The 16506-nt window shown below is 65.4% G+C and carries 13 protein-coding genes; 9 read left to right on the top strand and 4 right to left on the bottom strand.

Translation table 11 applies throughout. The features are described 5' to 3' along the window. Positions 1-170: 170 nt before the first annotated feature. Positions 171-4325 (top strand): S8 family serine peptidase, encoded by a 4155-nt coding sequence (locus IPP28_14705; protein ID MBL0042244.1) that lies wholly within the window; start codon positions 171-173, stop codon positions 4323-4325. Positions 4326-4371: 46 nt separating this feature from the next. On the opposite strand, the gene IPP28_14700 is transcribed toward IPP28_14705, so the two are convergent. The 3 genes from IPP28_14700 to IPP28_14690 all read right to left on the bottom strand — a co-directional run bounded on the left by IPP28_14700 (position 4372) and on the right by IPP28_14690 (position 6404). Further along, positions 4372-4647: an XRE family transcriptional regulator gene (locus IPP28_14700; protein MBL0042243.1), complete on the bottom strand. Its 276-nt coding sequence runs from the start codon at positions 4645-4647 to the stop codon at positions 4372-4374. Between the two features lie 2 nt (positions 4648-4649). Next, positions 4650-4967: a type II toxin-antitoxin system RelE/ParE family toxin gene (locus tag IPP28_14695; GenBank protein ID MBL0042242.1), complete on the bottom strand. Its 318-nt coding sequence runs from the start codon at positions 4965-4967 to the stop codon at positions 4650-4652. Between the two features lie 90 nt (positions 4968-5057). After that, positions 5058-6404, bottom strand: a complete 1347-nt coding sequence (locus tag IPP28_14690; GenBank protein MBL0042241.1) for an FAD-dependent monooxygenase — start codon at positions 6402-6404, stop codon at positions 5058-5060. Positions 6405-6494: 90 nt separating this feature from the next. Between IPP28_14690 and apaG the strand changes: the two genes are divergently transcribed. The 5 genes from apaG to IPP28_14665 all read left to right on the top strand — a co-directional run bounded on the left by apaG (position 6495) and on the right by IPP28_14665 (position 12649). Continuing rightward, a complete protein-coding gene (gene apaG, locus IPP28_14685; protein ID MBL0042240.1) occupies positions 6495-6878 on the top strand; it encodes a Co2+/Mg2+ efflux protein ApaG in 384 nt (127 codons plus the stop codon). Then, a complete protein-coding gene (locus IPP28_14680) occupies positions 6878-7726 on the top strand; it encodes a symmetrical bis(5'-nucleosyl)-tetraphosphatase (GenBank protein ID MBL0042239.1) in 849 nt (282 codons plus the stop codon). Before apaG ends, IPP28_14680 begins: the two co-directional genes overlap by 1 nt. A 104-nt stretch (positions 7727-7830) precedes the next feature. Continuing rightward, a complete protein-coding gene (rapA, locus tag IPP28_14675) occupies positions 7831-10668 on the top strand; it encodes an RNA polymerase-associated protein RapA (GenBank protein ID MBL0042238.1) in 2838 nt (945 codons plus the stop codon). 65 nt (positions 10669-10733) lie between these two features. Next, complete coding sequence (locus tag IPP28_14670; GenBank protein ID MBL0042237.1) at positions 10734-12134, top strand: sel1 repeat family protein; 1401 nt, start codon at positions 10734-10736, stop codon at positions 12132-12134. A gap of 23 nt (positions 12135-12157) precedes the next feature. Beyond that, entirely contained in the window at positions 12158-12649 is a 492-nt protein-coding gene (locus tag IPP28_14665; GenBank protein MBL0042236.1) for a DUF4442 domain-containing protein, read from the top strand. Here the strand turns inward: IPP28_14665 and IPP28_14660 are convergent. Continuing rightward, positions 12618-13205, bottom strand: coding sequence for an AAA family ATPase (locus IPP28_14660; protein MBL0042235.1), 588 nt, complete (start codon positions 13203-13205; stop codon positions 12618-12620). The genes IPP28_14665 and IPP28_14660 overlap by 32 nt on opposite strands. 78 nt (positions 13206-13283) lie before the next feature. Between IPP28_14660 and IPP28_14655 the strand changes: the two genes are divergently transcribed. From IPP28_14655 to IPP28_14645, 3 genes are read left to right on the top strand one after another with little or no spacing between them, the layout of a single operon-like run. Beyond that, positions 13284-13946: a DUF502 domain-containing protein gene (locus IPP28_14655; protein ID MBL0042234.1), complete on the top strand. Its 663-nt coding sequence runs from the start codon at positions 13284-13286 to the stop codon at positions 13944-13946. After that, on the top strand, positions 13943-14707 hold the full coding sequence (locus IPP28_14650) for a queuosine precursor transporter (GenBank protein MBL0042233.1): 765 nt from the start codon (positions 13943-13945) through the stop codon (positions 14705-14707). The genes IPP28_14655 and IPP28_14650 overlap by 4 nt, the downstream gene beginning before the upstream one ends. A gap of 46 nt (positions 14708-14753) precedes the next feature. Continuing rightward, positions 14754-16505: a M14 family metallopeptidase gene (locus tag IPP28_14645; GenBank protein ID MBL0042232.1), complete on the top strand. Its 1752-nt coding sequence runs from the start codon at positions 14754-14756 to the stop codon at positions 16503-16505. The last annotated feature ends 1 nt before the right edge of the window (position 16506 follow it).

Genomic DNA, 16506 nt, shown 5'->3' with positions numbered 1-16506 from the left:
GCAGCGTCCATGACGGCGCGATCGAAGCGCAGGATCGCGCGCCAACGCCAGCCGTGCGGTCGCGCCGGCGTCCAGGTGCGCGATGTCCGGCTTCATTCGACCTACACATGCGGCGAGTAGAAAGATTTGCGATGATCGCCGGCTCACGATCGTAAAGAAAGGTATCCGCCATGATCCACGCTCGCCTTCGCGCTGCCCTGTGCGCCTCCCTGGCCTTGGTCGGCACCGCGCAAGCGGCCGAGGTACGCAAGGTCTATCTGGTCGCATTGGCCGAGCCGCCGGCGACGGTGTTCGCGGACATCGGCCAGTTGGGCAATGCCAAGCGCGCCGCGGATCTCGAACCCACCGCGATCACCGTGACCGGGCAGCGCAAGTTCGACGCCAAGGCGGCGCCGGTGCGCCGATACGCCGAATTCCTGCATGAGCGCCAGGATGCGGTGCTCGATGCCGCGGCGGCGGCATTCAGGCGGCCGCTTTCGCCGAAATTCCGCTACGACATGGTCGCGAACGGCTTCGCGATCGAATTGAGCGCGGCTGAGGCCCGGGCGATGGCGAGTATCGATGGCGTCGTCGCGGTGCGTCCGGATTTCAAGCGCCACCTTCTGACCGATGCCGGTCCGCAATGGATCGGTGCAGAGGCCGTCTGGAACGGCACGGTGCAGGGGTCGAACATCCGCACCAAGGGTGAGGGCGTGGTCGTCGGCATCGTCGACAGCGGCGTCAATGCCTCGCACCCGTCGTTTCAGGACGTGGCCATCGATGGCTTCGACCACACCAATCCGCGCGCCCAGCGTTACGGCGCCTGCGCGTCGGGCGCCGATACCCGCTGCAACGACAAGCTGATCGGGCTGTACGACTACGTCAACGAAACCTGCACCTTCGATACCGGCAGTTCGCCGGCCGGCAAGGACTGCGGTGGGCACGGCACGCATGTCGCGAGTACGGCGGTCGGCAATCCGTTCGTGGTGACCCAGTCGGCGCCCACCACCACGCTGACCCGCACCCTGTCCGGTGTTGCGCCGCGCGCGAACCTGATTTCGTACAAGGTCTGCTTCGAAGCCCAGGACGACGGCTGCTCCGGCTCGGCGATCATTTCGGCGCTGAACCAGGCCGTGACCGATGCCGTCGACGTCATCAACTTCTCGATCGGCGGCGGTGCCTACGATCCCTGGTCGTCGGTGCGCTCGAATGCCGCCACCGACGATGCCGCCGCGTTCTTCAATGTCCGCGCGGCCGGCATCGTGCCGGTGGTGTCGGCGGGCAACAATGGCCCCGGCGCAAGCACGGTGTCGTCGCCCGGCAATTCGCCATGGGTCATCACGGTCGCGAACGAGTCCAGTGGACGTCGCTTTTCGACCGCAGTCACCGGCATCAGCGGTCATGGCATCGCGACGCCGTTCAACCTGATCGGCGAGGGCATCACCGCCGGTGCCGGTACGGCCCAGATCGTGCACGCCAAGGATTTCGGCAATGCCTTGTGCGGCACCGGCGTGGCGACCAACAACACCACCACCTGCACCAGCAGCGCCAGCAATCCGTTCGCACCGGGTTCGCTCGCGGGCAAGATCGTGATCTGCGATCGCGGTGAATATGCACGCATCGAAAAGGGCTGCAACCTCAAGCTTGCGGGCGCCGCCGGCATGATCCTCGCGAACCTGCCGGGTGGCGATGCCAATCTCGTGGCGGACGGTCATTTCCTGCCGGCGGTGCACCTCGATGCCGCCGATGGCAGCACGCTCAAGGCGCTGGTCGAATCCGCACGCGTGGCCGGCGCGCAGGTCACGGCGGGGATCTCGTCGGTCGCCACGCGCAACGACGGCGCTGGCGACGTGCTCGCCGCCAGCAGCAGTCGCGGCCCGGTGACGCCTTACAGCGGCGTGCTGAAGCCGACCCTCGCGGCGCCGGGCACCAGCATCGCGGCGGCGGCACACCGCTCGAACGGTGCCGTGGTCTTCAATGGCACGTCGATGGCCTCGCCCCACGTCGCCGGTGCCGCCGCCCTGCTGCTGTCGGGCAATCCGAACTGGAACGTGGCGCAGGTCGAGTCGGCCCTGGTCACGACGGCGTCGCACACCCTGAAGATCGAGGACGGCGTCTCGGCTGCCGCCTATGTCGAGGGCGGTGCAGGTCGGGCCAAGGTGGATCAAGCGGCGCGCGCAGGGCTTTATTTCAACGTCACGCCGACGCAGTTCCGCGATGCCGACCCCTTGGGCGGTGGCCAGCCGAAACAGTTGAACCTGCCCTTCGTGCACGCCGACGACTGCTTCGAGCGCTGCAGCTTCACGCGCATGGCCACGGCGAATGTCGAAGGCACCTGGCGGGTCGAGACGGTCGTGCCGTCAGGTGCGGCGATCACGGTCACACCCGCTGAATTCTCGCTGGGCAGCGGCGTTGCCCGTCCCCTCGACATCACGGTCGATGTCGACAACGCGAGTCTCGTCGGTTCCTGGATCGATGCCCAGATCAAGTTGGTGCCGACCAATGCCAACCTCGCGACGACGGTCTTGCCGGTGTCGGTGTTCGTGTCGCCGGGCGCGGTGCCGGAAGTGATCGACATCGAGACCGACACGACCAATGGATTCCGCGACATCGATCTTTCCGGGCTCGTCAATTTGCCCGATCTGACGTTCGCCGACACGGAACTGGTGCTCGGACAGAAGGTGGATCGCGCGATCGCCGTCGATGCCACTTCCGATGACCCGTACAACACGGGGCAGGGCACGTTCACGACCTTGATCGGTCCGACCGCGGGCGGCGTCGGCGTCGATGGCGTGTTGATCGCATCCACCGATGCCGGCGCCAGCGGCGACATCGATCTGTACGTCGGCATCGATCTCGATGCCGATGGCACCGCCGAGGAAAGCGAGGAATTGTGCAAGTCGACCAGCGCCGGGACGGTCGAGGAATGCCGCATCGACACGCGCTTCACGGCGACGAGCCAGCGTTATTGGGTGCATGCGCAGCGCTACTCCGGTACTGCCAGCGAGAACGTGACGATCAAGACCGTGCATCTGGCCACTGCGCCCAACAGCGCTGCGGATCTCTCGATCACGGCGCCGCGCGTGGTTGCGCGACTGGCTGCGTTCAAGGCGCGCGTGGCGTGGAATGCACCCTGGTTGAATGTCGGCGATACCGCCTACGCCATCGCCACGCTCGGCAGCACCCGCAGCACCGTCGGCAATCTCGGCGAGGTGCTCGTGCGCATCAAGCGCACCGGCAACGCGACGCCGGCACCGATGGTGCTGAACGGTCTCGGCGATCGCGAGACGATCACGCTGGCCGCGGGCGTGGCGCACGAGCGCATCGTCATCGACGTGCCGCCGAACGCCACCGGCCTGCATGTCGCGACCAGCGGCAGCGGCGAGGTCGATCTGTATGTTGCGAAGGCGAGCGCGGCGCCGACACCGCCGACGTTCGCCGCGGCACCGGCCCGCGGCGCGGCGGCAGGGACGTCGATCCACGCCGGCGCGACCGAGGCGGTCGATCTGCTGGGCGCCACGCTGACGCCGGGGCGCTGGTACGTCACTCCGGTCAACACCGGCAGTACGGCGGCCACGTTCACGCTGACCAGCAAGCTCGACTTTGGCATGGGCATGGCACGCCCGGTGATGCAGGGCTATTTCAACCCGAACCGCTCCGGCCATGGCATGTTCCTGTCGCAGGCGGACAGTGCCTGGGCCCTGGTCTGGTACACCTATCTCGAAGATGGTTCGCCGACCTGGTACCTGGCCGCGAACTCGGCGCCGACCGGCAATGACGGTGTCTGGCGCGCACCGCTGTATCGCCTGACCTGGAACGGCAGCGTGTCCTATGCGGATGTCGTCGGCGAAGTGCTGCTGACGTTCGAGTCGGCGTCGCGCTTCACGTTCTCGTGGTTGCTCGATGGTCAGTACGGCAGCGAGCCGTTCCAGATGGCGGCATCCCCGAGTTGTCCGTCGGTGGGCGGCGCGCCGGTGAGTTATTCCGGTGCCTGGGCGAATCCGGCCGAATCCGGGTGGGGCTTCAGCGTCACCGCGGTGTCGGTGGCGGAAGCCGATGCCGCTTACGTGTTCGATTCGGCGGGTGTGGCGCGCTGGTTGCTCGGTGTCACGACGACGCCGGGCGCGGCCGTGACGATTCCGCTGCTGCAGCACCGCGGCTTCTGCCCGACCTGCGCGTTCAGCGGCGTCACCACCAGCCAGGCCGGCACGTTGACGCGCAATTACGCGAACAAGGCCGGCGGCACCGCGACCATCAACATCGGGTGGTTGCAGGGCGTTCCCGGCACCTGGGCGCGCAGCAATGCCACCCAGCAGAAGATCACCGTCGACATGCCCTGCCAGTAATGATCGAACGCCGGTGCCACCGAGATCATGGCGGCGCCGGCAACGATCAGGCGGCGAGCTTCAGTGACACCGAGATGCCAGCCTTGGCACACAGGCCGAGCAGATAGTCCACGGACACCTTGTCGATGCGGTTGCGCACGATCTCGTTGATGCGCGGCGCGCTGACGCCAAGGCGTTCCGCAGCTGCCACCTGGGACAGTGCTTCACGTTCGATCCAGTCACGGATTTCTTCCGCCAACTGTGCGCGGAACAGCATCACCGCCGCTTCGTGCTTCGGAAAACCGAGCGCTTCGAATACGTTCTGTTTGCTGCGTCGGGCCATGGCTACTCCTTGATCTTCGCGTAACGCGTCGCCGCCAGTTGCAGGTCGAGCGGCGGGGTCTTCCGGGTCTTCTTCTGGAACACGTGCAGCACGTAGATGGCCAACTTGAAGCGTGCGACATACATCACTCGGAAGGCGCCAGCGACATCGCGGATGCGAATCTCGTAGACACCACTCCCGACGCTCGCCATCGGCTTGAAGTCGCTCGGCTCGCGCCCGACCTGCACCAGAAACAACTCATGACCCGCGCGCGAACGCACCGAAGCCGGCATCTTTGCCAAGTCTTGTTGCGACGACCCGAGGAACCGAACTTCCCTCATTCCGAGAAATTATCGATATTCGTAATTTCAAGCAAGTGCTTGAAGCACACAAAGGCAGGGCAGACCATCGATGGCCTCAGGCCGATCCCGTCACTCGATCGGCATCAATTCCGCGTGGATGCGGCGTTCGGCTTCGGCGTAGTCGATGCCGTCGAGATCGCTGGCGGGGCCGAGCAGGTCTTCGAGGATCTGCCATTGCACGCGGCCGCGGCGTTGCGCTTCGGCGTAGCCGATACGGCGGAACATGACCAGCGAATAACGCGGCACGAAGCGTTCCGGATGCAGGCCGGCGAGGCTGCGTTCGAGTTGCTTGAGCAGGACGAAGCGATCATCGGCGACCGAGTCGCGCATCTCGACGTAGTTCTCGACCGCCATGTCGGCAATGGCGTCGGCATTCGGCTTGCGGCGCACGTGGAATTCGGCGAATGCGCTCTCCAGGTCGGAGTGCTCGGCGAGCAGGTGGTCGAGTTCGACGCAGTCCTCGAATGCGCAATTCATGCCCTGTCCATGGAAGGGCACGATGGCGTGCGCCGCATCGCCGATCAGCAGCGCGCGACCGTCGATGTGCCATTGATCGAGCCGCAGCGTGGCGAGCAGGCCGGTCGGATTGCGCTCGAAATCCTGCAGGTGTTCGGGCATCAGCGGCACTGCGGACGGGAACTCGCGGGCGAAGAAATCGCGCGCCGCGTCGGCCGAGTTCAAACCGGCGAAACTCGGTCGACCCTCGTTCGCCAGGAACAGGGTGACGGTGAAGCTGCCGTCGATGTTCGGCAAGGCGATCAGCATGTAACCGCCGCGTGGCCAGATATGCAGCGCATTCGGTTCGATCAGGAAGCCGCCCTTCGGGGCCGCCGGAATTTCCAGTTCCTTGTAGCTGTGGCCAAGCCACTCGATGCGTTCGCCCAGATCGGCGACTTTCATCATCGCCGCACGCAAGGCCGAGCCGGCGCCATCGGCACCGATCACGCTGTCGAACCGCGCTTCGCAACGCAGGCCGTCGCTGCTGGCAAAATGCAGTTCGCGACGCTCGAAGTCCACCGATTCCAGCGCGCAGTCGAAGTGGAAGCGCGCGCCCGCATCCTCGGCGGCCTGCAGCAGGCTGGTGTTGAGACGGCCGCGATTGACCGACCAGATCACCTCGGAATCGTCCTTGCCGTAGCGCATGAAGCGGTCGGCTTCACCCAGTTCATGCACCATGCGCCCACGCATCATCATCGCCTGGGCCATCACCGCACCTTCCAGTCCGGCCAGACGCAGGCCATGCAGGCCGCGCTCGGCCAGCGCGAGGTTGATGGAACGGCCACCCAGATAGCCGACGCTGCGCGGATCCGGGCGGCGCTCGAACACCCGCACCGATGCGCCGCGCCGGGCCAGCAACAAGGCCAGCAGGCTGCCGGCCAGACCGGCGCCGATCAGGGTGTATTCGCGTTTCGACATGGCTGGGTCCGCGGCGTCGGGAGGCCGATCATAGCCAGCGGGCGCGACGGAGTGATTGATCGGCGGGCACAAGCTCACGACAATCGCCGCATGACCTCTCCTTCGTCCTACCGCATCGGCGTCGCTGCCGTGCCGCGCTTCCTCGAAGAACAATCGCAGCCGGCACAGGGGCGTTATGCGTTCGCCTACACGATCACCATCCGCAACGAAGGCGCGCTCCCGGCGAAGCTGTTGACGCGGCATTGGGTGATCACCGATGCGAACGGCAAGGTCGAGGAAGTGCGCGGTCCCGGCGTGGTCGGCGAGCACCCGCATCTGGCGCCTGGCGAGGCGTTCGAATACACCTCGGGCGCGGTCCTGGAGACGCCGGTCGGCACCATGCAGGGCAGCTACCAGATGCTCGCCGACGACGGCACCGCCTTCGATGCGTTGATCCCGCGCTTCACGCTGTCCGTGCCGCGCACCCTGCACTGATGGCCACTTATGCCGTCGGCGATGTTCAAGGGTGTTATGACGCGCTGGCCCGTCTACTCGAGCACCTGAATTTCGACAGTGCCCGCGACCGGCTGTGGTTTTGCGGCGACCTGGTCAATCGCGGCGGCAATTCGCTGGAAGTGCTGCGCCTGGTCAAATCTCTGGATGCGCAATCGATCGTCGTGCTCGGCAATCATGACCTCAGCCTGCTCGCGGTCTCCGAGCGCAAGGAATCCGACCAGCGTCGCGCCAATGTCGATCTGGCGCGCGTGCTGATGGCCGCCGATCGCGATGCGTTGCTGGCCTGGTTGCGCCATCGCCCCCTGCTGCACATCGACCGCGAACTCGGCTTCGCGATGGTGCACGCCGGGCTCGCGCCGCGCTGGACCCTCAGCATCGCGAAGGCGCGTGCGGCCGAAGTCGAGCGCAAGCTGCAGGGCGACGATTACCGGAAATTGCTCAAGAACATGTTCGGCGATCGTCCGGCGGTCTGGTCGAAGAGCCTGCAGGGCGTCGATCGACTGCGCGCCATCATCAACGTGATGACGCGAATGCGATTCTGTGCTGTCGGCGGACGCATGGATTTCGAGGCGAAGGGCGCTCCGGGGTCGCAGCAGCCCGGCCTGTATCCCTGGTTCGAAGTGCCCGGGCACGCCCCGCGCGACCTGCCGATCGTCTGCGGGCACTGGTCGACCCTGGGCTTGTTCCAGGGGCTCGGCATTCACGCCATCGACACCGGCGCAGTCTGGGGCGGCAAGCTGACCGCGCTCGAGCTCGGCCCGGAACCGCGCGTCCATGCCGTGCAATGCGAGGCGCGCCTCGCACCGCGCGATCGGTCGGCGGACTGAAAACGGCACCGGCGCAGGCGGGCGCGTGACGAATGTTGCGATGACGATGCGCGCGATGCGTGGCGGCATCGGTCATAATCCAACGCCGCCACGCACTGTCCCCCATGTCGAATTACGTTCCCGGACAACGCTGGATCTCGAATGCCGAGCCCGAGCTCGGCCTCGGCACCGTCTTGCGGGTCGAAGGTCGCATGGTCCAGCTGGTCTACGCCCGCACCGGCACCATTCGTCAATACGCCACCCATTCCGCACCGCTGACGCGCGCCCAGTTCCGCATCGGCGACATGATCATGCTGTCCGGCAAGCCGCATCGGGTCGATGCCGTGGAGCTGCGCGACGGCCTGTTCCACTACGACGTGCACGGCTCGGACTTCCGTGAAACCGCACTTGACGACTTGCAGAATGTTTCCAAGGCCGAAGACCGCCTGAGCCAGGGCCGCGTCGATCGCAACGACCAGTTCGAATTCCGGGTCGATGCGCTGATGCACCGCGCGCGCGCACGTCGCAGCCCCGCCTTCGGATTGCAAAGCGCCCGTGTCGACCTGATTCCACACCAGTTGAAGGTCGCGCAGATCGCGGCCGACCGGCGTCCGCCGCGGGTGTTGCTGGCGGACGAAGTCGGGCTCGGCAAGACCATCGAGGCGGGCCTGATCATCGCGCGCCAGATCGCCAGCGGTCGCGCTGGCCGGGTGTTGGTGCTGGTTCCGGAAACGCTGGTCTATCAATGGTTCGTCGAACTGCTGCGCCGCTTCAACCTCAGTTTCTCGATTTACGACGCCGAGCGCGTCGAGGCGATCGAACTGAATTCTGACGGGCGCAATCCGTTCCAGGACGATGAACTGGTGATCACCGACTCTGCCTTCATCGTCGCCAATCCGGAGCGCGCCAAGCAGTTGGTCACGGCCGGGTGGGACTTGCTGGTGATCGACGAGGCGCATCATCTGTCTTGGTCGCCCGAGGAAGAGAGTGCCGAATACGTGCTCGCGGAAGCGCTGGCCAAGCGTGTGCCGGGCGTCGTGCTGTTGACCGCGACGCCGGAGCAGCTTGGTCGCACCGGCCATTTCGCGCGCCTGCGCCTGCTTGATCCGGCGCGCTACCACGATCTCGCCGCATTCCAGGACGAAACCGCCGAGTACGCGAAACTGTCGGCGTTGGCGGCGGCCCTGATCGACGGTGGTCCGCTCGGCGTCGAGGAGCAGCACACGCTGACCGCGACGCTGGGCGATACCGCACAGTTGCCCGAGGACGAGGAGGCGCGTGAGGCCATGCTGGCCGCGCTGATCGATCGCCACGGCACCGGACGCGTGATGTTTCGCAATCGGCGTGCCGTGGTCGGCGGATTTCCGAAGCGCGTGCCGCAGATCGTCACGCTGCCCGACGAACAACTCGACGACGACTTGCGCGGCCATTTGCTGGCCGAATTCCAGAGCGACGTCGACGTCCAGGCCCATGCGCTGCCGCTGAATTACGCGAAGGATCCGCGCCTCGCGTGGCTGGTCGGGTTGCTGGCGGAGTTTCCGGCCGACAAGTTCCTGCTGATCTGCCGCAGCCAGGCCAAGGTGCTGGCGCTGGAAGAAGCGCTGCGGGCCGCCAGCGGCGTGCAGGTCGCGCGTTTCCACGAAGGCATGAGCATCGTCCAGCGTGACCGCAATGCCGCGTTCTTCCAGAGCCCGGAGGGTGCGCGCCTGCTGCTGTGCGCCGAGATCGGTTCGGAAGGGCGCAATTTCCAGTTCGCGCATCATCTGGTGTTCTGGGATCTGCCGCCGGATCCGGATCAATTGGAACAGCGCATCGGTCGACTTGACCGAATCGGTCAGCGCCGCGAGGTGAACCTGCATGTCGCGAAGTTCCGGCATAGCGCGCAGGAGGCGCTGGCGCGCTGGTTCGACGAAGGTCTCGACGCCTTCCGCACCAGTCCGCAGGACGGGCGGGAATTGCTGCGCCGCTTCGGCGCCGAACTGGTGCATGTCGCACGTGAATACGCAGCGGGGCATTCCGCTGCGGAAGAGGCGCTCGATGTCCTGATCAAGCGGACGCAATCCGCACATCGGGAACTCGCCAAGGCCATTCAGCAGGGGCGCGATCGGCTGCTCGAACTCGCCACCTTGCGCGCGGCGCCCGATGCCACGCTGCAACGCGCCTTGCACGAGGACGATGGCGATGCCACGCGCGACGAGTTCCTGCTCAAGCTGTTCGAACAGTTCGGCATCAGTGCCGAAGATCTCAGCGACACCATCCACCTGCTCGATCCCGAATACCTCAGCACGGAAGGTTTCCCGGGATTCGACAACGGCCCGCGCCAGGCGACCTTCGATCGCGCCACTGCACTGACCCGCGAAGACGTGCTGTTCCTGCGCGTCGATCATCCGATGGTGCAGGGTGCGCTCGATCTGCTGCTCAGCGCCGAAACCGGCAATGCCGCCTTCCTGGTCGATCCGGCGCTGCCGCCGCGCACCGCCCTGCTCGAAGCGGTGTTCCTGCTGGAATGCGTGGCGCCGGCCAAGCTGCATGTCGACCGCTTTCTGCCGCCCTTGCCGTTGCGCGCGGTAGTCGATTCGCGTCTGACCGAGCGCCCGGACTTCCAGCCGTCCGAAGAAGCACGGCGCAAGTCCGGCGAGATCAGCGTCGACCTGAGCAAGCTGCGCAAGGTGCTGAACCAATTGGTGCCACCGATGCTGAAGACCGCACAGGCCAAGGTCGAGCGGCTGTCGCGACGAGAGGTCGAGGCCGCGATGCTGGCCGCTGACCAGCGCCTCGAAGCCGAGATCGAGCGCCTGATCGCGCTGGCCCAGGTCAACCCCGGCGTGCGTGCCGAGGAAGTTGCCGCAGCAACCGACGAGAAGCAGCAATTGCATGACCTGCTCCCCGAATCGCGGGTCCGTCTGGATGCCGTGCGCCTGATCGTGAGTCAGGATTTCCTGGCGCTCGCGAATCGAAATTGATCACCCGAATGATCGCCGTGGCCGAGTCGCAGGTCGGCCGGAAGCGATGTGCGTGAAGGACCACGATGAAATACGACGATGCCGAATACCTGTTCCTGAATTTCGAGACCGAGCGCGACAACGACGATGCCGGTACGCACATGGGCATGTACCTCGCCTGGGCGATCCTGCGCGGTCTGGGGGGTGAACATTTTTCGGAACCGGAAGGCGCCGGCCACCTGCAACGGCTGACGGCACGCGAGATCACCGGCGCCGAGGTGCTGTGGGATCGCTGCGACGGCAAGCTCACCGACGACGATTTCAACGCCGTCGGCAATGCCTTCACTGCGGCCTATTACGAAAAGTTCTACACCCGCGACTACGAGCGCGTGTTCCAGCGCGACTTCGTCGATACCGGGCACGCGACCGATGATCTCTGCAGCATTCCAGACACCTGGGCCAACTTCGAGCGCATGGCTCATGTGCTCGATCAGCGATTCGCGCAATGGCAGAAGTCGCGCCCGCAACCCGCAGCGCCCGTGCCTGCAGCCCCGGCGGCGCCCGCGGCAACGAAGCCGACGCTCGAACTCGAACCGATGGCCGCGCCGGCAGACGCCGATGTGCGCCCATCGCTCGACGATTTGCAGCAACGCGCGAAGTCGGGTGACCGCGACGCCTGGTATGAACTCGGCGCCGAATACATCACCGGCGAGCGCGTGGCGCAGGATTTCGCGATGGCCGCGAAGGCCTTCACCGAAGCCGCGAAGCTCGGTCAGATCGATGCGCAGTTCAATCTGGGTGTCTGCTGCCAGAACGGCGATGGCGTGCCGAAAAGTGCGTCGCAGGCCTTGCACTGGTTCAGCCAGGCCGCCGACGGTGGCCATCCCGAGGGTCTGTACATGCTCGGCATGGCGTATCGCAACGGCGCGGGCGTGCCGCAGGACCTCGGTGCATCGAACGCGCTGCTGCTGCTCGGTCGCGCCAAGGGCAGCGCCAATGCGGCACGCGCCGGCATCATGGCCGGCAGCGGCGGGTACGTCGATCTGCTGGAGCAAATCAGCCAGCCGGGAAAATTGTTGAGCACCTTGGCTGCACGACGCGGCGCGAGCGCCGGTGGTGCTGGAACGGCATCGTCGTTGCATGGATCGGGTGCACGCGCCACCACCCCGTCACCGCGACGCGTACCCGTGGTTCAGCCGGGCAACGCGCCAGACGCTGCTGGCGGAGATGCATTGGCGGTGCTGGCGACCGCGATCGGTGCATCGGCGGTGTTTGTCTTGCTGCTGATGGCCGGCAGCGTCACTGGTGCGCCGCTCAAGTACACGGCATTGGTATTCGCTGCGATCGCCGCATTCGGTACCTGGCGCTTGAGTACCGTCATGGGCCATGGTCCGCTGCGTCGCCTCGTGTTGACGCTGTGCGCGGCGGTGCCGGTCGCCGGTTCCTTCGTCTGCATGCTGCTGCTGAAGTGGCGCTGGCTCGGCTGAACACCCACATCGAGATCCGTTGAATGCAACACGCGACGAAACTGCGCTGGATCATCAATCTTTGGCCGCCGAATCTGGCGTCCGGCATCCGCATCCTGCGCATCGATCCGGATTATCGCCGTGTGGTCGTACGGCTCAAGCGCTACTTCTTCAATCGAAATTATGTCGGGACCCACTTCGGCGGGTCGCTGTTCGCGATGACCGATCCATGGTGGATGATCATGCTGCTGCGCAACCTCGGCGGCGACTACATCGTCTGGGACAAGGCAGCGGCGATCGATTTTGTGAAGGCGGTGCGCGAGCCGGTCTACGCGGACTTCACGCTCGATGCCGCGACGATCGGAAGCATTCGCGCCAGCGCGGATCGCGAGGGCAAGACCCTGCACTGGTTCACGATCGATGTGACGACCGCGTCCGGCGTTGTCGTCGCGCAGGTGCGCAAGCAGGTCTACGTGCGCCGCAAGCGCGGTGACAGCGAAGCCATCACCGAGCGCGAAGCGCCCGCTGCGCAATGATCTGCTCGGCCACGTCGAGCACGGTATTGGCCGGCAACATCGCGTCGATCACCGGCACCGTCGGTTGCGGTCGTTCGAAGCGTTCCAGCACTGCATCGACCAGGGCCGGCGTACGGTCGTCGGCCGGGTGGTAACGACCGGAACGGCGATCCGCACCGATCCTCGCCTTTGCGACTTCGGGCGGCAGGTCCAGCCAGATCGGAATCAGGATCAAGTCGTACTTCGCGGCGATGCGAGCGACGCGGTCGAGGTCGGCGCGGCTCGAGAAGGTCATGCCATCGATCACCGTCGACTCGCCCAGTGCGCCGTTCACCTCGACCGAGAGCAGCACGGCATGGAAGGCCGCGCGCTTTTCCGGCAACGAATAGCTGCAATGCGGGAACAGGGCGCGCGCAATGACGTCGCGATTGGCAATGCGCAGGTCGAGACGTTCGGACAATGTGTTCGCAAGCGTGGACTTGCCGGCACCGGGCAAACCCATCAAGGCCACCACGATCGGGCGCGACCAGTGGGGATGGCGGGCGCTCGGCGCGGGCGGCAGGTAGGTCGCGGTCATGGCGCGAGCATAGCGGCGAGCGGCGGCGCTGGTCAGCGCACGCCTTCACCGGCACACTCGCAGGCTGCGAGGAAGCCCATGATCCGACGTCTGCTGCAACGCTATTTCGTCACCGGTCTGCTGACGCTGATTCCGATCTGGCTCACCTGGATCGTCTTCAAGTTCGTGTTCCAGGGCCTGTCGATGGTCTCCGCGCCGTGGATCAGGGCACTGTTCAATCCGCTGGCACGGGCGCATCCGGCACTGTTCGGGTGGCTGGCGTCGCCGACCACGCAATTCCTGCTCGGCGTCGTGCTCACCGTGTCCCTGATCCTGTTCACCGGTTGGCTGAGCCGGCGCGTGATCGGCAAGCGCTTGTTGCTGCTGTTCGAACAGACCCTGGAACGGGTGCCCCTGGCCAAGACCATCTACGGCGGGACCAAGCAACTGCTGGAGGCCCTGCAGACCAAGCCGGATGGAACGCAGCGCGTCGTGTTGATCGATTTCCCGTCGCCGGAAATGAAGACGATCGGTCTGGTGACTCGGGTGCTGAAGGACGCGCGTACCGGTATCGAAGTCGCCGCGGTGTACGTGCCGACGACGCCGAACCCGACATCGGGCTATCTGGAGGTGGTGCCGGTATCGAAGCTGACGCCGACCGACTGGACCGTCGACCAGGCCATGGCTTTCATCATTTCCGGTGGTGCCAAGGCGCCGGAGACCCTGAATTTCTATCGCGAGGACGAGGAGCCGATGCGATGACCGACCTGTCGCGTGCACAGAAGCTGTTCCTGATCCTGTCGGCGGTGTTCGTCGCGAACGCGATCCTCGCCGAGTTCATCGGCGTCAAGATCTTCGCGCTGGAACCGAGCCTCGGCATCGAGGACGTGCACTGGTCGCTGTTCGGCCAGAGCGGCACGCTGAATTTCACCGCCGGCGTGCTGCTGTGGCCGGTGGTGTTCGTGATGACCGACATCATCAACGAGTACTACGGACGCCGCGGCGTGCGCTTCATCTCTTGGCTGGCCGTGGGCTTGATCCTGTACGGCTTCGTGTTCGCGTATTTCGCCATCCACCTCGAACCGGCCGGCTTCTGGATCGGCGCCGGCCAGTCCCAGGGCGTGCCGGACATGCAGGCGGCCTTTGTCGCGACGTTTGGCCAGGGCCTGTGGACGATTGCCGGATCGGTCACCGCCTTCCTGTTCGCGCAGCTGATCGACGTTGCCGTGTTCCATCGCATCCGCGACTGGACTGGCGAACGCTGGCTCGGTCTGCGCGCGACCGGGTCGACCCTGGTCTCGCAATTCTTCGACAGTTTCATCGTGCTCTACATCGCCTTCGTGCTTGGTCCGCAGCATTGGCCGGTGTCGCTGTTCCTCGCGGTCGGCACGGTGAACTACCTGTACAAGTCGAGCTTCGCGCTGGCCGCGACGCCGGTGCTGTACGGCATCCACAAGCTGATCGACGGCTGGCTCGGCCACGACGTCGCCGAAGCGATGAAACGCCGTGCCGCCGAGCCGTGATTCGATTGAGAATTGCAACCGCAACAAGTCGTCGGAGCTGATCACGATGCGAAAATTCGTTCTCTTGCTGGCCTGTGTGACCAGCATCGCCCAAGCCAAACGACTGGAAACGCCGGCCGAAGCGGCGAAACTGCTGCGCACGCCGGATGCCGCTGCAACCTTCGCTTTCATCGACACGCTCGATGCGGCCAGTGATCGCATCGCAGTGCAGGACTTCGGGACCACGCCCGAAGGCCGCGCCCTCAAAGTCGTGATCGCCGGCGAAGCGCGAACCGATCGCGAAGTGGTATTCGTGCAGGCAGGTATCCACGCCGGCGAAATCGAGGGCAAGGACGCCGGCCTGATCCTGCTCGCCGAGATCGCGGCGGGCGAAAAGCGGGCGCTGCGCTGGCTGGACCATGCGACGCTGGTGTTCGTGCCGATCCTCAATCTCGACGGCCACGAACGCAGTTCGAGGTTCAACCGAATCAACCAGAACGGACCGGTGGAAATGGGCTGGCGCGCCACCAGTCAGCGACTGAATCTCAATCGCGACTACATCAAGGCCGATGCGCCGGAGATGCGCGCGCTGCTGCGATTGATCAATGTTTGGAACCCGGACATCCTGATCGACAGCCACACGACCAACGGCGCCGACTACCAGTACGACCTGACCTGGTCGATGGACAACGATGCGACTCAGCACCCGCGCCTGCGCGAATGGCAGAACCAGGTGCTGGTCGGGCGGGTGCAGAAACAACTGGAACGCGAGGGGCATCTGATCGCGCCCTACATCGAGTTGAACGATCCGGTCGACCCGAGCAAGGGCTTCACGAACTTCGGCGCCGGGCCGCGTTATTCGACCGGTTATGCAGTGGCACGCGGCCGTGTCGGGCTGCTGCTGGAAACCCACATGCTGAAACCGTATCCGGTTCGGGTGCGCGCGACCTACGACGTGATCACCGCCATTCTCGACGAGATCGCCGCGCATCCGGGCCAGCTGCGGGCCGCGACCCGACAGGTCGATGCCGACACGATCGCGCGCGCAGCCGATACGACGGCGACGTATCCGATCCAGCTCGTCAATGCCGGTATCGCCGAGGACTATGCGTTCAAGGGCTACGAGTGGACGCTCACGCAGAGCGACGTCAGCGGCGATCGCTGGATCCGCTACGACCCACGCAAGCCGAAGACGTTCACGGTGCCGTTCTATCGCGAGGTCAAGGTCGCGCAGTCGGTGACGCCGCCGGCTGCCTACGTGATCCCGGTGCAATGGACCGATGTCATCGATCGTTTGCGCCTGCATGGCGTGCGTTTGGAACGGGTCGAGCGTGACGCGCGCATCAAGGCCGACGTGTCACTGCTGGCAAGTCCGCAGTACGCGACCGCCTCGTTCGAAGGCCGTGTTGCGATCACCGCATTCACGCATCGTCGCGAGGCGCGCGAGATGCCGGTGCGGGCCGGCAACTGGCTGGTGCCGATGGATCAGCCGCTCGCGAATGTCGCGTTGCACATCCTCGAACCGGATGCGCCCGATTCGGCGTTGCGCTCGGGTGACTTCAACATCATTTTCGAACAGCGCGAATACGCCGACGCCCGCGTCGCCGAGCAACTGGCGCGCGACCTGATGGCGAAGGACCCGAAGCTCAAGGCCGAGTTCGAAGCCAAACTCGCCGCCGAACCCGACTTCGCCAAGAATCCGTATGCACGCTTGAACTGGTTCTACCTGCGCTCCGCCTGGGGCGAATGGGACCTGGGGCTGTACCCGGTGCTGCGGCTGGATGCAGCGGCGGTTGGTCACGTCCGCGCACGGGAATGAT

This window comes from Lysobacterales bacterium, assembly GCA_016721845.1.
In the GTDB taxonomy this organism is placed as follows: Bacteria; Pseudomonadota; Gammaproteobacteria; order Xanthomonadales; family Ahniellaceae; genus JADKHK01.
Note: the sequence above shows the minus strand (reverse complement) of the source record. Positions and strands in the feature narration are given on the sequence as shown.

Bases quoted from the DNA above. Each gene is read 5' to 3' on its own strand.
- IPP28_14705 (MBL0042244.1), top strand. From the start codon at position 171: ATGATCCACGCTCGCCTTCGCGCTGCCCTGTGCGCCTCCCTGGCCTTG.
- IPP28_14700 (MBL0042243.1), bottom strand. From the start codon at position 4,647: ATGGCCCGACGCAGCAAACAGAACGTATTCGAAGCGCTCGGTTTTCCG.
- IPP28_14695 (MBL0042242.1), bottom strand. From the start codon at position 4,967: ATGAGGGAAGTTCGGTTCCTCGGGTCGTCGCAACAAGACTTGGCAAAG.
- IPP28_14690 (MBL0042241.1), bottom strand. From the start codon at position 6,404: ATGTCGAAACGCGAATACACCCTGATCGGCGCCGGTCTGGCCGGCAGC.
- apaG (MBL0042240.1), top strand. From the start codon at position 6,495: ATGACCTCTCCTTCGTCCTACCGCATCGGCGTCGCTGCCGTGCCGCGC.
- IPP28_14680 (MBL0042239.1), top strand. From the start codon at position 6,878: ATGGCCACTTATGCCGTCGGCGATGTTCAAGGGTGTTATGACGCGCTG.
- rapA (MBL0042238.1), top strand. From the start codon at position 7,831: ATGTCGAATTACGTTCCCGGACAACGCTGGATCTCGAATGCCGAGCCC.
- IPP28_14670 (MBL0042237.1), top strand. From the start codon at position 10,734: ATGAAATACGACGATGCCGAATACCTGTTCCTGAATTTCGAGACCGAG.
- IPP28_14665 (MBL0042236.1), top strand. From the start codon at position 12,158: ATGCAACACGCGACGAAACTGCGCTGGATCATCAATCTTTGGCCGCCG.
- IPP28_14660 (MBL0042235.1), bottom strand. From the start codon at position 13,205: ATGACCGCGACCTACCTGCCGCCCGCGCCGAGCGCCCGCCATCCCCAC.
- IPP28_14655 (MBL0042234.1), top strand. From the start codon at position 13,284: ATGATCCGACGTCTGCTGCAACGCTATTTCGTCACCGGTCTGCTGACG.
- IPP28_14650 (MBL0042233.1), top strand. From the start codon at position 13,943: ATGACCGACCTGTCGCGTGCACAGAAGCTGTTCCTGATCCTGTCGGCG.
- IPP28_14645 (MBL0042232.1), top strand. From the start codon at position 14,754: ATGCGAAAATTCGTTCTCTTGCTGGCCTGTGTGACCAGCATCGCCCAA.